This window comes from Altererythrobacter sp. H2, assembly GCF_035319885.1.
In the GTDB taxonomy this organism is placed as follows: Bacteria; Pseudomonadota; Alphaproteobacteria; order Sphingomonadales; family Sphingomonadaceae; genus 34-65-8.
Genome location: NZ_CP141285.1, coordinates 2,860,001 through 2,872,887, shown reverse-complemented (window position 1 = coordinate 2,872,887; position 12,887 = coordinate 2,860,001). Strand labels below are relative to the sequence as shown.

Annotated in this window: 17 protein-coding genes (1 of these 17 cut by a window edge); 10 read left to right on the top strand and 7 right to left on the bottom strand. The window is 65.6% G+C overall.

Annotated elements, in window-relative coordinates; all coding sequences use genetic code 11:
• The 3 genes from U4960_RS14235 to U4960_RS14225 are packed head-to-tail and all read right to left on the bottom strand — an operon-like array spanning nucleotide 1 to nucleotide 1,777.
• Complete coding sequence (locus tag U4960_RS14235) at nucleotides 1–735, bottom strand: M48 family metallopeptidase (RefSeq protein ID WP_324261283.1); 735 nt, start codon at nucleotides 733–735, stop codon at nucleotides 1–3.
• Nucleotides 732–1,190 (bottom strand): YcgN family cysteine cluster protein, encoded by a 459-nt coding sequence (locus tag U4960_RS14230; protein ID WP_324261282.1) that lies wholly within the window; start codon nucleotides 1,188–1,190, stop codon nucleotides 732–734. Before U4960_RS14230 ends, U4960_RS14235 begins: the two co-directional genes overlap by 4 nt.
• A complete protein-coding gene (locus tag U4960_RS14225; protein WP_324261281.1) occupies nucleotides 1,178–1,777 on the bottom strand; it encodes an SCO family protein in 600 nt (199 codons plus the stop codon). The genes U4960_RS14230 and U4960_RS14225 overlap by 13 nt, the downstream gene beginning before the upstream one ends.
• 65 nt (nucleotides 1,778–1,842) lie before the next feature.
• Between U4960_RS14225 and U4960_RS14220 the strand changes: the two genes are divergently transcribed.
• From U4960_RS14220 to ssb, 5 genes are read left to right on the top strand one after another with little or no spacing between them, the layout of a single operon-like run.
• Nucleotides 1,843–2,487: an ankyrin repeat domain-containing protein gene (locus tag U4960_RS14220; RefSeq protein ID WP_324261280.1), complete on the top strand. Its 645-nt coding sequence runs from the start codon at nucleotides 1,843–1,845 to the stop codon at nucleotides 2,485–2,487.
• A gap of 2 nt (nucleotides 2,488–2,489) precedes the next feature.
• Nucleotides 2,490–3,149: a COQ9 family protein gene (locus U4960_RS14215; protein ID WP_324261279.1), complete on the top strand. Its 660-nt coding sequence runs from the start codon at nucleotides 2,490–2,492 to the stop codon at nucleotides 3,147–3,149.
• A gap of 60 nt (nucleotides 3,150–3,209) precedes the next feature.
• On the top strand, nucleotides 3,210–3,449 hold the full coding sequence (locus U4960_RS14210; RefSeq protein WP_324261278.1) for a FeoA family protein: 240 nt from the start codon (nucleotides 3,210–3,212) through the stop codon (nucleotides 3,447–3,449).
• Nucleotides 3,446–5,284, top strand: a complete 1,839-nt coding sequence (gene feoB, locus U4960_RS14205) for a ferrous iron transporter B (protein ID WP_324261277.1) — start codon at nucleotides 3,446–3,448, stop codon at nucleotides 5,282–5,284. The genes U4960_RS14210 and feoB overlap by 4 nt, the downstream gene beginning before the upstream one ends.
• 35 nt (nucleotides 5,285–5,319) lie before the next feature.
• Nucleotides 5,320–5,853 (top strand): single-stranded DNA-binding protein, encoded by a 534-nt coding sequence (ssb, locus tag U4960_RS14200; protein WP_324261276.1) that lies wholly within the window; start codon nucleotides 5,320–5,322, stop codon nucleotides 5,851–5,853.
• Here ssb and U4960_RS14195 read toward each other — a convergent pair whose 3' ends face one another.
• Together U4960_RS14195 and U4960_RS14190 are read right to left on the bottom strand one after the other, a co-directional pair.
• Nucleotides 5,854–6,375: a YceD family protein gene (locus U4960_RS14195; RefSeq protein ID WP_324261275.1), complete on the bottom strand. Its 522-nt coding sequence runs from the start codon at nucleotides 6,373–6,375 to the stop codon at nucleotides 5,854–5,856.
• Nucleotides 6,372–6,878, bottom strand: a complete 507-nt coding sequence (locus tag U4960_RS14190; RefSeq protein WP_324261274.1) for a ubiquinol-cytochrome C chaperone family protein — start codon at nucleotides 6,876–6,878, stop codon at nucleotides 6,372–6,374. Before U4960_RS14190 ends, U4960_RS14195 begins: the two co-directional genes overlap by 4 nt.
• A 194-nt stretch (nucleotides 6,879–7,072) precedes the next feature.
• Here U4960_RS14190 and U4960_RS14185 point away from each other — a divergent pair, with 194 nt between their 5' ends.
• Genes U4960_RS14185 through U4960_RS14165 form a run of 5 tightly spaced genes read left to right on the top strand, consistent with a single transcriptional unit; the run spans nucleotide 7,073 to nucleotide 10,257 of the window.
• The gene (locus U4960_RS14185) at nucleotides 7,073–7,513 is read left to right on the top strand and encodes an outer membrane protein assembly factor BamE (protein ID WP_324263118.1); all 441 of its coding nucleotides are present in this window, start codon (nucleotides 7,073–7,075) and stop codon (nucleotides 7,511–7,513) included.
• Between the two features lie 57 nt (nucleotides 7,514–7,570).
• Nucleotides 7,571–8,131, top strand: coding sequence for an ATP-dependent protease subunit HslV (hslV, locus tag U4960_RS14180; RefSeq protein WP_324261273.1), 561 nt, complete (start codon nucleotides 7,571–7,573; stop codon nucleotides 8,129–8,131).
• A 15-nt stretch (nucleotides 8,132–8,146) separates the two neighbouring features.
• Nucleotides 8,147–9,448, top strand: a complete 1,302-nt coding sequence (gene hslU, locus U4960_RS14175; protein ID WP_324261272.1) for an ATP-dependent protease ATPase subunit HslU — start codon at nucleotides 8,147–8,149, stop codon at nucleotides 9,446–9,448.
• Entirely contained in the window at nucleotides 9,445–9,843 is a 399-nt protein-coding gene (locus tag U4960_RS14170; RefSeq protein ID WP_324261271.1) for an ACT domain-containing protein, read from the top strand. The genes hslU and U4960_RS14170 overlap by 4 nt, the downstream gene beginning before the upstream one ends.
• Nucleotides 9,844–9,858: 15 nt before the next feature.
• Nucleotides 9,859–10,257: a GFA family protein gene (locus U4960_RS14165; protein ID WP_324261270.1), complete on the top strand. Its 399-nt coding sequence runs from the start codon at nucleotides 9,859–9,861 to the stop codon at nucleotides 10,255–10,257.
• Between the two features lies 1 nt (nucleotide 10,258).
• Here U4960_RS14165 and U4960_RS14160 read toward each other — a convergent pair whose 3' ends face one another.
• Both U4960_RS14160 and U4960_RS14155 read right to left on the bottom strand, forming a co-directional pair.
• Nucleotides 10,259–12,076: an ABCB family ABC transporter ATP-binding protein/permease gene (locus U4960_RS14160; RefSeq protein ID WP_324261269.1), complete on the bottom strand. Its 1,818-nt coding sequence runs from the start codon at nucleotides 12,074–12,076 to the stop codon at nucleotides 10,259–10,261.
• Between the two features lie 50 nt (nucleotides 12,077–12,126).
• A protein-coding gene (locus U4960_RS14155) for an aspartyl protease family protein (protein ID WP_324261268.1) crosses the window boundary here: on the bottom strand, nucleotides 12,127–12,887 show its 3' portion. It continues 190 nt past the right edge of the window; the window shows 761 of its 951 coding nt (coding positions 191–951); its start codon lies beyond the right edge, outside the window; the stop codon is at nucleotides 12,127–12,129.

Below are 12,887 nucleotides of genomic sequence, written 5' to 3'. Positions count from 1 at the left end.
TTAGCCGAACCGCGCGTAGAGGGTCCGCCCTTCGCGTTTCAGCCAGTTGTCTGCTTCGCGGAGACGTTCGCCGAACAGATCGGCCAGCAGCCGGTGGAACTGCGGGCTGTGGTCGAAGTGGATCAGGTGCGCCACTTCGTGCGCCACCACTGACTGACGCACGAAGTCAGGTGCCTGGATCAGCCGCCAGTTGATCCGCACCGTCCCCGTGCTCGAACAGCTCCCCCAGCGCCGCTGCGCCCGCGAAAGGCGCAGCTCAGGCGGAGCGAGGCCGGCGCGGTCGCAATAGAGGGCAAGGTCGGTGCTCATCATCTCTAGCGCCTGCCGCTCCAGCCAGCGCTGCACGCGCGGCTGGAGGTGCGATTGCGGGCCGCCGCAGCGCAGGGCATCGCCACACAATTGCGGGTTGCGTCGGTGCCCGGACGACCAGTCAATTTGCACCGCTTCGCCGCGAAACAGGATGTCCGATGCAGGATCGACCACCGCAGGTTCACGGCAGCGGCCCAGCTGCAGCTCGAGCCAGTCGCGCCGAGAATGGGCAAAGGCCAGTGCATCCTCGCTCCGGCCCCATTGCGGGATGGTGACGTGAACCGAACTGCCGTCGCGTGCCAGCCGCATCGTCATCCGCCGCGCGCGCGGGTGGCGGCGGATCGCCACCGGCAGCGTACGGCCGGAGAGGTCGACGACCGGATCGGCTGGCCTGGTAATCGATGCGCGGCGCAGCCAGTCCATCATGTCCGCCGGTCTGCCGGGTAATCCCATTCGACAATATGATTTTCGAGCGGTCCGGCATCGACTTCGCTGACCACTTTGCCCGACACCGAAATCCCGGCCCGGACCACGTCTTCCCGGTCACCGCTGATCAGGTAATGCCATTCGGGCAGGGGGGCACCGTCAGCCCGTAGCCGGTAGGCGCAGGTTCCGGGCAGCCAGGCGATTTCGGTGACCAGCCGGGGTGTGAGCCGCAGGCAATCGGGCACATAGGCCTTGCGGTTGCGATAGTCCCGGCAGCGGGCCGTGCCGGTGTCGAGCAGGCGGCAGGCGACATTGGTGTGAGCGATGGCGCCGGTGTCCTCGTCTTCCAGCTTGTGGGTGCAGCAGCGGCCGCAGCCGTCGCACAGGGCTTCCCATTCGGCCCGGTCGAGCTGCTCCAGCGGCAGTTCCCAGAACCGGTCCCTCAGCGCACCCATTTGGCCAGTTCCGCCGCGACCGCTTCGGCACCTTGGTCGGTCGGCAGCATCGAGACCGGCTCGCCCTGCGGATCGAACAGGTAGGTGACGTTGGAATGATCCATCATGTAGGCGCCTTGTTCATTCACCTCGCCCTTGGCGAAATAGACGCCGAATGCCTTGGCCGCAGCGGCGATCTGCTCCGGCGTGCCGGTCAGCCCGATCAGGTCTTTCGAGAAGGCATCGGTGAATTCGGCGACGACTTCCGGGGTGTCACGCTCAGGGTCGATGGTGATGAAGATCGGCTGGATCTGCGCGGCCAGCTGCGGCTGGTCCCTGGCGTAGAGCGCAAGCCCCTGGCTGCTGCGTTGCAGATCTGTGGGGCAGATGTCCGGGCAGTAGGCAAAACCGAAGTAGACAACGCGCCACTTGCCATTGAAGTCCGTCCAGCTGACTGGCTGGCCGTCTTCACCGGTCAGGGTGAAATCACCGCCGATCCGCGCCCCGGCCAGCGGCGCTTCAGCCAAGGGCGGTTGGGCCGGCCCCTGGGCACAGGCTGCGAGCGGAAGCAGGGCGGAGAGGGCGAGAATGCGGAGCGGTGTGGGCATGGCGCGCCGGTTCATGCTCTGCTAACGCGACAATCGCAAGAGGCGAGTCCCGCACTTTCAGGGGCATGAAAGAAGGAAGGATCGACGACATGGCGCGTGCGCTGGTTCGCAGGGCCGGTTGGGTTTCGGTTGCCATGGCACTGGCTCTGGCCGTGCCGGCATCGGCACAGTTCTTTTCGGAAGGGTACAACTTCCTCAAATCGGTGCGGGAACGGGATGGCGACGCCGTCACCAACTCCCTCAACGAACCGGGCAGCACGCTGGTCAACAGCCGCGACGTGTCGACCGGGCAGACGGCGCTGCACATCGTGACCGAGCGGCGCGATGCCGTGTGGATCCGGTTTCTCACCTCCAAGGGCGCTAACCCGAACATAGCCGACAAGAATGGCGTCACGCCGCTGATGGTCGCCGTCAACCTGGGGTTCGCCGAAGGGGTGGACGCGCTGATGGCCGCAGGAGCGCGGGTCGATGTCACCAATGCGGCGGGTGAAACGCCGCTGATCTCCGCCGTGCACCGCCGCGATCCTGCTCTGCTGCGCCTGCTGCTGGCAAAGGGTGCGAACCCTGACCGGACTGATAACTCGGGCCGGTCCGCCCGCGACTATGCCACGCTGATGCAGGGCAATACCCAGATCCTGGCCGAGTTCACCCGCGCTGACGAGGAGCGCAAGAACAAGGGTGCCAGCGAATCCTACGGACCATCCTTCTGACCATGACCGACTATTCCGACATGACGCTGGACGAACTGCGTCTGGCACTCGCCCCGGCTGTTGCCGAGGCCGCCGTTTTCGACGGGTGGAACGAGCAAGCCGTAATCAATGCCGCCGAGATCAGGGGCGTCAATCCCGATGTAGCCGCCCTGGCCTATCCCGGTGGGGCGATGGACATGATCGCAGCCTGGATCGCTTCGGTCGATTTCGCGATGGCCGATGCTTTTCCTCCCGAACGAATTGCCGCACTGAAAATCCGTGAGCGGATCCGGGCACTGGTGCAGTTCCGGCTGGATGCGATGACCGGCAGCGAAGAGGCCCTGCGCCGCGCGATGGCGATCATGGCCCTGCCGCAGAACGCAGCGCGGGCGCTCAAGCTGGGATGGAGCAGCGCGGACCGGATGTGGCGTCTCGCAGGCGATACCGCCACCGACTATAATCACTATACCAAGCGGACCATTCTGGCGTCGATCTATGCCGCCACCCTGTCCGTGTTCGTCAGCGACGAAAGCGAAGACAAGGCCGAGACGCGCGCCTTCCTCGAACGCCGGATCGACGGCGTGATGAAGTTCGAGAAGGTCAAGGCCAAGTGGCTCAATCCCGATCGGGAGAGCTTCAGCGTTGCCCGTTTCCTCGGCCGGTTGCGCTATCCCGTCCGCTAGCCTGCGGCAGCGTAGTGATAGTCGGTTGCCATTGAAGCGTCGCTGCCATAGCGCGGCACCATGACGCTGGATGCACTGCCGCGCGGGGTCAATGCGCGGATTACCGCAATCGACTGGGCCGTGCTCGCCGAAGAAGAGGGCAAGCGCCTGCGCGCGCTCGGCCTCGATCTCGGGGCTGAGGTGAATGTCGCCCATCGCGGGGTCTTCGCAGGGCGCGATCCGCTCGCGGTGCGGGTCGGCACGATGACCATCGCCCTGCGCCGGGTCCACGCTGCGGCGATGGAGGTGGAGGCGCTGTGACCGGCCAGCGCATCGCCGCTCTCGTCGGCAACCCGAACGCGGGCAAGAGCGCGCTTTTCAACGCGCTGACCGGGGCGCGGCAGAAGATCGCGAACTATCCCGGCGTGACCGTGGAGCGCAAGGCTGGCCGGATGCTGCTGCCGGGTGGCGGAGCCATGGCCCTGATCGACCTGCCGGGCTGTTATTCGTTCGATGCCACCAGCCCGGATGAAGAAGTGACCCGCCGCGTGGTGCACGGCGAATTTCCCGGCGAGCCGCAGCCTGACGTGCTCGTTGTGGTGCTCGATGCCGCCAATCTCGAGCACCACCTGGTGTTCGCGCAGGAAGTGATTGCAGTCGGCCTGCCGGTGGTGGTCGCGCTCAACATGATGGACCTGGCGGAGCGGGACGGGCTGGTGCTCGATCCGGCAGCATTGTCATCAGCGCTCGGCGTGCCGGTGGTCCCCACCGTGGCGGTGCGGCGCAAGGGGCTGGCGGAGCTGGCGGCTGCGGTTGCCGCAGCTGAAATCGCCGCGGGCGAACCCGGCCCGCACATAACCCTGCCGGAGCGACGACTGGCGGCGCGCAATATTGCCCGGGCGGCCACCCTCTCGCGTTCAGGCACGCATCTGGTCCATGCCGGGCTCGACAAGGTGCTGCTGCACCCCTGGCTGGGGCCGGTGATCCTGTTCGCCTTGCTGTTCGTCATGTTCCAGGCCGTGTTCGCCTGGGCCACCCCGTTTGCCGACGGACTGGAGGCGCTCGCATCCTTCGCCTCCGACGCAATCAAGGGGGCGCTGGCCCCGGGCATCGGGCGCGATTTCCTCACCGAGGGTGTCATCGCCGGGGTCGGCTCGGTGGTCGTGTTTCTTCCGCAGATCGTGATCCTGTTCGCCTTCATTCTGCTGATGGAGGCGACGGGGTACATGGCCCGCGCCGCTTTCCTGATGGACCGGATGATGGCGGGCGTGGGCCTGTCGGGCCGCAGCTTCATCCCGCTGCTGTCGAGCTTCGCCTGCGCCATTCCCGGTATCATGGCGACCCGCAGCATTGCCGACCCGAAAGACCGCCTCACCACTATCCTGATTGCCCCGCTGATGACCTGCTCGGCCCGCCTGCCGGTCTACGCGGTGATCATCGGCGCGGTGATCCCCGCCACCAGCGTGGGGCCGGGGATCGGGTTGCAGGGGCTGGTGCTGTTCGCGCTCTACCTTGCCGGCATTGTCGGTGCGATGGCGGCGGCGCTGGTGCTGCGGCGCTCGGTCACGAAAGGTGCGGCGAGCGGCTTCATCATGGAGCTGCCCCGCTACCAGCTGCCGCTGCTGAAGGACCTCGCCATTGGCCTGTGGCAGCGCGCCTGGGTGTTCCTGCGCCGCGCGGGGACGATCATCTTTGTCGTCACCATCGCGCTGTGGCTCCTGCTCACATTTCCGCGGGCGGGCGAGGGTGAGAGCCAGCTCGATGCCTCTTTCGCCGGACAGATCGCCAGTGCGATGCACCCGGCGTTCGAGCCGATCGGCTTCAACCGCGAGATGACGCTGGCGCTGGTCCCGGCCATGGCGGCGCGCGAGGTGGCCGTATCCAGCCTCGCCACCACCTATGCGGTCGATTCGGAGGACGAGGAGGCCGCCAGCCAGGCTCTGGGGGCAGAAATCGCCAAACGCTGGAGCCTGCCGACCGCGCTTGCCTTCCTCGCCTGGTTCGTGTTCGCGCCGCAGTGCATTTCGACGATTGCGGTCGCGCGGCGTGAAACAAACGGGTGGAAATGGCCCGGTGTGATGGTGGCCTACCTGTTTGCGCTGGCCTATATCTTTGCGGGAATCACATTCTGGGGCGCGCGGGCATTGAGTCTGTAGGCGCGCCCGGGCTTTAAGCGAAAGGGCGCAAACTGATGGCCGGTTCACTCAACAAGGTCATGCTGATCGGCAATCTCGGTGCCGATCCGGAAATCCGCAGCTTCCAGAACGGCGGCAAGGTGTGCAACCTGCGCATCGCCACCAGTGAAACGTGGAAGGACAAGAATTCCGGGGAGCGGCAGGAACGCACCGAATGGCACACCGTCGCGATCTTCAATGAAGGTCTGGCGGGTGTGGCCGAGCGGTTCCTGCGCAAGGGCAGCAAGGTTTATATCGAAGGCCAGCTCCAGACCCGCAAATGGCAGGACCAGCAGGGCAACGACCGCTATTCGACCGAAGTGGTCCTGCGCGGTCCCAACTCGGTCATGACCATGCTTGATGGCGCCCAGGGTGGTGCCGGTGGCGGAGCCGGCGGTGGTGGCGGCCAGCGCAGCGGTGGCTACGGCGGCGGCGCTCCGGGTGGGCAGTCGGGCGGCGGCCAGGGTGGCGGCGGCTGGAACCAGGGCGGCGGCGCAGCCTCGGGCGGCGGCTCCAACTACGACGATCTCGACGACGATATTCCGTTCTGATCAGGTCTTCTTCAGCGCCGCAAGTGCATCCGCCAGGGGGCCGCGCGGGGTATCGTCCGTGACGATTCCGGCGGCTTTCCGCGCCGCGTCGGCATCGGGGCCTTCGGCGTAAGGATCGATGGCCAGCGCCAGGGTTTGTGCCACGGCTTCGCCCAGATCGAACATGTCGCCGTCGTATTCGATGTCGTCGAGTTCGTCGCCGGCGAGCTCGATCTCGATGTCGGCCTGATCCGGCAGTTCGCGTGTCGGCACGAACCGGAAGGACAGCGGTTCGCGCACGGTGTGGGCGAAGTCCTCACCCGAAACGGCGCAGGCCTGCACCAGATCGGCCTCCAGCCTGCCTTCCACGGCGACCGCGCTCCCGGCATCGACCAGTTCGACCCGCGCGACAAGGCGTTCGACGGCGCTGATCGCGAACCGGCGGGCCAGTGCGGCGCGCTCTGCGTCGGAGGCGACGATTTCCATCGGACCTGCGGGCAGCGGCTTGCGCCGGACCATGCGGGTCAGTTCTCCCGCCGTCATAGGGCAATGTCTGCGCGCAGTACGGCTTCGGCGTCGGTTTCGGCCAGGCGCTGGGCAAAGGCCGCCAGCCTGGTCGCCACCGGCAGGCTGCCGCCGGGAATGGCCATGTTGCGATCAATCACCACCGTCATCTGTGAAACGTCGCCGTTCGCTTCGCGCAGCGCGCCAAGGCGCCCTCCGAGGACGGAGACCAGCTTGCCCACTTCCTTGCCAAGGGTGGGATCGCCCATGCCGGTTTCGCGCAGCTGCCCGTCCATGTCCGCGACGAACAGCTCCGTCAGCCATGTGCTGCCAGGCCGCAGGGCCTCTTCCCGCTCCATCCGCAACAGGACCATCGCGAGCACCAGCGTGATCATGTCGAACCGGCCCTGGACCGTATCGGGCACATGGCATTCATCATACCATGCCGGATCACGGGAAAGGGCGACGACGCGGTGCCACAAGGGGCGCAGGGCCTCGGCTGGATCGGGTTCGCGGCGAAACAGGGTTTTGAGGAAGGTCATGGCGCTTATGTAGGGATGCCGGCGTTCATCGGCAATTCAAGCCGCGAACTCCATTCGCAGCCCCGTTGCCAGCCGCGCCACCTGCCCCTAAGGCTGTGGGCGAAATCACGGCTGGCGCGTGCCTCAGGGCGCATCCGGCAACCAAGGGAAGACATTCGATGCACGCAGGCAAGGCTTTGGGCGCCGCTATAATGATGGCAGCCGCACTCGGCTTGGGCGGTTGCACCGCAATCCGGGAAAGCCGCGGATACATTCAGGATGCCGCTCTGGTCGGCAGCATCCAGCCGGGGATCGACAACCGCCAGTCCGTCACCGCCACGCTTGGCCGCCCGAGCTTTACCAGCCAGTTCGGCGAGCCGACCTGGTATTACGTGTCGAGCGTGACCGGGCGCGCGCCGTTCGGCCGCCCTTCGATCCGCAACCATTCGGTACTGGCTATCCAGTTTGACGCTGCGGGCAATGTCGCTTCGGCGCAAAACACCGGGCTTGATCAGGTCGCCTTCATCAGCCCTGACGGCGATGCCACCCCGACGCTGGGCCGCGAACGGAGCTTCTTCGAAGATCTGTTCGGCAATATCGGCCAGGTCGGTGCACCCGGCGCGGGAGCTGGCGGCGCGGGTGGTCCGGGCGGCTGAGGCCGGCTTTGCCCCCATTCGCTTGACCGGTTCGCAGCAAGCCCCATATCCGGGCGCATGAGCGAACATTCCTCGGCCCACGGGCTTGTCCCCTGGCACGGCACCACCATCGTTGGCGTAAAGCGGCACGGCAAGACCGTGATCGCAGGCGACGGCCAGGTTTCCATGGGCAACACTGTGATGAAGCCGAACGCCCGCAAGGTGCGGCGGATCGGAAAGGACGGCAGCGTCGTGGCCGGCTTTGCCGGAGCGACCGCCGACGCCTTCACTCTGTTCGAACGGCTGGAAAAGAAGCTGGAGCAGTATTCCGGTCAGCTGATGCGGGCTGCGGTCGAGCTGGCCAAGGATTGGCGGACCGACAAGTACCTGCGCAATCTCGAAGCCCTGATGATCGTTGCCGACAAGGACGTGCTGCTAGTGCTGACCGGCAACGGTGACGTGCTGGAGCCGGAGGGCGGGATTACCGCGATCGGCAGCGGCGGCAACTATGCCCTGGCCGCTGCCCGCGCACTGGTGGATTACGAGGAAGACGCCGAGGTGATTGCCCGCAAGGCCATGCACGTCGCGGCGGAAATCTGCGTGTTCACTAACGACAACGTCACGCTCGAAACCGTCTGAGCACATCGGAACCCCATGACAGAAGCCCTCACTCCCAAAGCCATCGTCGCTGCGCTCGACGAGCACATCATCGGGCAGCGTGATGCCAAGCGCGCCGTCGCCGTGGCCCTGCGCAACCGCTGGCGGCGCCAGCAGCTCGGCCCCGAACTGCGCGACGAGGTCACGCCCAAGAACATCCTGATGATCGGCCCGACGGGCTGCGGCAAGACCGAGATCAGCCGGCGGCTGGCCAAACTGGCCGATGCGCCGTTCGTCAAGGTCGAGGCGACCAAGTTCACTGAGGTTGGCTATGTCGGCCGCGATGTGGAGCAGATCGCCCGCGACCTGGTCGAGGAAGCGATCCGGCTGGAGAAAGAGCGCCGTCGCGAAGCCGTGCGCGAATCGGCCAGCAAGGCGGCAATGGACCGGCTGCTGCGCGCGCTGGTGGGCGAGAACGCCAGCGAGGCCACGCGTGAGGCGTTCCGTCAGCGGATTGTCGAAAATGCGATGAACGATGTCGAGGTCGAAATCGACGTCGAGGATGCGCCGCAAATGCCATTCGAGGTGCCCGGAATGCCGGGCGGGGCGAGCATGATCAACCTCGGTGACATGCTGGGCAAGGCGATGGGCCGCCAGAATCTGAAGCGCCGCAAGCTCAAGGTGCCCGACGCATGGGACAAGCTCGTCGACGAGGAAGCGGAAAAGCGGCTCGACCAGGATGATGTCGCCCGGGTTGCGCTGCAAAATGCCGAGACCAATGGCATTGTTTTCCTTGATGAAATTGACAAGATCGCGGTCAGCGACGTGCGCGGCGGCTCGGTCAGCCGCGAAGGCGTGCAGCGTGATCTCTTGCCGCTGATCGAGGGCACGACCGTGGCCACCAAGTATGGCCCGATGAAAACCGACCATGTGCTGTTCATCGCCAGCGGTGCCTTCCACGTAGCCAAGCCCAGCGACATGCTGCCCGAACTCCAGGGCCGCCTGCCGATCCGGGTCGAACTGCGCGCCCTGACCGAGGAGGATTTTGTCCGTATTCTCGGCGAGACACGCGCCAACCTGGTCGAACAGTACCGGGCCCTGCTCGCCACCGAGAACGTGACGCTCGACATTTCGCAGGATGCGGTTGCCGAGATCGCACGGATCGCGGCCCAGGTGAACGAGACCCTTGAAAACATCGGTGCGCGCCGGCTGCAGACAGTGATGGAGCGCCTGCTTGAGGAAGTGAGTTTCGAGGCCGAGGAGCATGGCGGCGAGACAGTGAGCATCGACGCCGCCTATGTGCGCGACCGTCTGTCGGACCTCGCCGGGAACAGCGACCTCAGCAAGTATATCCTGTGAGCCCCGCGGTTCGCGATTCGCAGGCCATGATCGCGGGGATGGCACCTCAGCTTGACCCGCACCGCTGGGCTTTCGTTGCGGTGACGCCGGACCGCGCCCCGGAACTGCTCGGCGCGGCACTGGGCACCTTTCGCGAGCACGAGGGCGTAAGCGCCATCGTCCCGGCGGCATTGGCCGCAGATGCGCCGACTTTCGCCCGGATCACGCTCACCGTCCACTCCGACCTCGAAGGCGTCGGGCTGACAGCGGCGGTGGCGACCGCACTTGCCGATGCGCAGATTGCCTGCAACGTCGTCGCCGCACTGCATCATGACCACCTGTTCGTGCCCGCCGACCGCGCTGATGACGCACTGGCGATCTTGCAGGCTCTCGCCGCCGGTGCGAAGGTGGCGTAACAGAGGAGAGAGATCATGCCGGGCGGACACTGCCATTGCGGGGCCATCCGCTACAGCTTCCAGGGGGGGGTGCGCCATTCCTCGGTCTGCCACTGCGAGGATTGTCGCCGCTGCGCCGGTGCGGCAGGGGTGGCGTGGATCGCCGTCGCGGCGGATGATTTCGCGATCGAGCAGGGCAAGCCGAAGCTCTACCGCTCGTCCGCCGATGCAGAGCGCTATTTCTGCGGCGACTGCGGAACCGGGCTCTATTACGTCAACGAAAACGTCCTGCCCGGGCTGGTCGATATCCAGACCGTCACGCTCGATGATCCCGAGCTGTTCCCGCCGCAGGTCCATGTCCAGCTGGCCGATGCGCTGAACTGGGAAGCGGGCCTCGCCGAATTGCCCGGTTTCGACCGCTTTCCCGGCGATTAGCTTACTCCGCTGCCTGCTCCAGCGACTCGCGTTCATTCAGCTGGCGGGCCCACATTTCGGCATAGAGCCCGTCGCGCCGCAGCAGCACGCTGTGGGTGCCGCGCTCTGCCAGAAGCCCCTGATCGAGGACCAGAATCTCGTCCGAATCGGCGATGGTCGAGAGGCGGTGGGCGATTGACAGGGTGGTGCGGTGCTCGCTGACCCGCCTCAGAGTGGTGAGAATGTCCTGCTCGGTGCGGGTGTCGAGCGCGCTGGTGGCCTCGTCCAGCACAACGATTGGCGGGTCCTTCACCAGGGTCCGCGCAATCGCGACCCGCTGCTTCTCGCCGCCGGAGAGCTTGAGCCCGCGTTCGCCCACTTCGGTGGCGAAACCCTGCGGCAGGCGCTCGATGAACGGCAGGATCGAAGCATCGCTCGCGGCGCGAAGCACGTCGTCCTCGCTCGCCTGATCACGGCCATAGGCAATGTTGTAGCCGATCGTATCGTTGAACAGGACCGAATCCTGCGGGACGATCCCGATCGCTGCGCGCAAGGATGCCTGGGTCACCGATGCAATATCCTGCCCGTCAATCAGGATGCGGCCGCTCCACGGATCGTAAAATCGGAACAGCAGCCGCGCGATCGTGCTCTTGCCCGCGCCGGATGGCCCGACAATGGCGGTGCGCGAACCTGCCGGAACCTCGAAACTGAGGCCATGGAGGATGGTCCGGTCACGGTCGTAGCCAAACACGACATTCTCGAAGGTCACGGTCGGCTGGCGGATTGCCAGCGCGGGCGCGCCGGGCACGTCGCGCACCTCGATCGCGGTGTCCATCAGCTTGAACATCGCGCCCATGTCGACCAGCCCCTGGCGGATCGTGCGGTAGACCCAGCCCAGCATGTCGAGCGGGCGGAAGAGCTGCATCAGGTAGGTGTTGACGAACACCAGGTCGCCCACGGTCAGTTCGCCCTTGCTCCAGCCCCACACGGTCCAGGCCATCGCACCCGCCATCAGCAGGTTGGTGATCAGCGACTGGGTGATGTTGAGCAGGCCGAGCGAGTTCTCGCTCTTGATCGCAGCGCGCGCATAGGCGCCCGCCGCGGCGGCATAGCGGGCTTCCTCGCGCGATTCCGCGCCGAAATATTTGACCGTTTCGTAGTTGAGCAGCGAATCGACCGCCCGGTCGAGCGCGCGGCCATCGAGGTCATTCATCTCCCGCCGAAGCTGGGTGCGCCATTCGGTGATCCAGCGGGTGACCGCGATATAGGTTACCACCGTCAGCCCGGTCGCGGCGACCAGTTCCCAGCCGAAGTTGAGCCAGAAGATCACGCCCACTGCGACCAGTTCGATGATGGTCGGAGCGATGTTGAACAACAGGAAGTAGAGCATCTGGTCGATGCTCTTGGTGCCGCGCTCGATCGTTTTGGTCACTTCCCCGGTGCGGCGGGAGAGATGGAAACGCAGGCTGAGCCGATGCAGCCGGGCGAACACGTCCTCGGCCAGCCGCCGGGTGGCGTCCTGCCCGACCCGCTCGAACGTGATGTTGCGCAGGTTGTCGAACGCGACGCTGGCGAAGCGCCCGGCGGCATATGCCAGCACCAGCGCCATAGCGACCATTGCCCCCTCGTTGCCGGGTGTGGTCATCGCATCGACGGCGTATTTGTAGGCAAAGGGCAAGGTAAGGATGGTGGCCTTGGCCAGCAACACGAACACGAACGCCCCGACAATCCGCCAGCGCAAGGCAGGTTCACCCTTGGGCCACAGATAGGGCAGGAACCGCCTGAGCGTCGCCCAGCTATCGTGATCGGCTGGCGTATCGGTTGGGTGGTCAGGCGGCATCGCGCCCATGTGGGGTAGTCAGGCCGATTGAGCAATGACCCAGGGGATCGTTACAGCAGGCCGGGCACTCCGCCCGATCGTGTTCTTGACTCGAATCCTATGCCGGGCGGAGCATCGAACAGGATCTGGCGCGTGGCAAAGTCGATCGCGACGCGGTCGAAAATCCGCAGGTCGCGCATCCCCAGAATCATGGCCGGTTTTCCGGCGAGGCCCAGTTGCGCGAAGGCCGGGCCGTCAGCGAACATGATGGGCAGGTTGTTGATCTGCATCTTGTCCAGCTTGAGCGAGCGGGCGACGCCGATCGAGCCGAGAATGTCGAAGCCGTTGACGTCCTTGTTGCTGACCAGCTCTCGCTTTCGCGCCCGCAGCTTGTTTTGCAGCGCCAAATTGCCGATGCTGGTCTGTGCGCCGGTATCGAGGATTACCGCCGTCTTCACATTGTCGATGGTCGCTTCGGTGATGATCAGCCGTCCGAGCTTGCGCCGGGCGCGAATGACGATGTCATAGCCGCGGTTGCCGCCAAGGGCGGCCGCATCATTGACAGCAATGGTGTTGTCGCGAAAATCGATCAGGACCCGAAGGTCCTGCAAGGTGTCGAGGCCGAGAATCCCGTCCGCACCAACATTGTGGGCAGCAAGCAGCGGGGCCTCCAGCCCGTCGAACACGCGGGCGGCGAATTCGAGCCCGTCCAGCATGACCAGTTCGACCGCCACCCGGCTGGCCATGCCCACGACGACGGCGTTCCCGGCAGATCGCAGGCCGAGCTGCTGTTGGATCCGATCCGTCACCACGGTCGCTTCGGAACCCGTAT

Coding starts and splice junctions, on each gene's coding strand:
- U4960_RS14235 (WP_324261283.1), bottom strand. CDS start 735: ATGATGGACTGGCTGCGCCGCGCATCGATTACCAGGCCAGCCGATCCG.
- U4960_RS14230 (WP_324261282.1), bottom strand. CDS start 1,190: ATGGGTGCGCTGAGGGACCGGTTCTGGGAACTGCCGCTGGAGCAGCTC.
- U4960_RS14225 (WP_324261281.1), bottom strand. CDS start 1,777: ATGCCCACACCGCTCCGCATTCTCGCCCTCTCCGCCCTGCTTCCGCTC.
- U4960_RS14220 (WP_324261280.1), top strand. CDS start 1,843: ATGAAAGAAGGAAGGATCGACGACATGGCGCGTGCGCTGGTTCGCAGG.
- U4960_RS14215 (WP_324261279.1), top strand. CDS start 2,490: ATGACCGACTATTCCGACATGACGCTGGACGAACTGCGTCTGGCACTC.
- U4960_RS14210 (WP_324261278.1), top strand. CDS start 3,210: ATGACGCTGGATGCACTGCCGCGCGGGGTCAATGCGCGGATTACCGCA.
- ssb (WP_324261276.1), top strand. CDS start 5,320: ATGGCCGGTTCACTCAACAAGGTCATGCTGATCGGCAATCTCGGTGCC.
- U4960_RS14195 (WP_324261275.1), bottom strand. CDS start 6,375: ATGACGGCGGGAGAACTGACCCGCATGGTCCGGCGCAAGCCGCTGCCC.
- U4960_RS14190 (WP_324261274.1), bottom strand. CDS start 6,878: ATGACCTTCCTCAAAACCCTGTTTCGCCGCGAACCCGATCCAGCCGAG.
- U4960_RS14185 (WP_324263118.1), top strand. CDS start 7,073: ATGGCAGCCGCACTCGGCTTGGGCGGTTGCACCGCAATCCGGGAAAGC.
- hslV (WP_324261273.1), top strand. CDS start 7,571: ATGAGCGAACATTCCTCGGCCCACGGGCTTGTCCCCTGGCACGGCACC.
- hslU (WP_324261272.1), top strand. CDS start 8,147: ATGACAGAAGCCCTCACTCCCAAAGCCATCGTCGCTGCGCTCGACGAG.
- U4960_RS14165 (WP_324261270.1), top strand. CDS start 9,859: ATGCCGGGCGGACACTGCCATTGCGGGGCCATCCGCTACAGCTTCCAG.
- U4960_RS14160 (WP_324261269.1), bottom strand. CDS start 12,076: ATGCCGCCTGACCACCCAACCGATACGCCAGCCGATCACGATAGCTGG.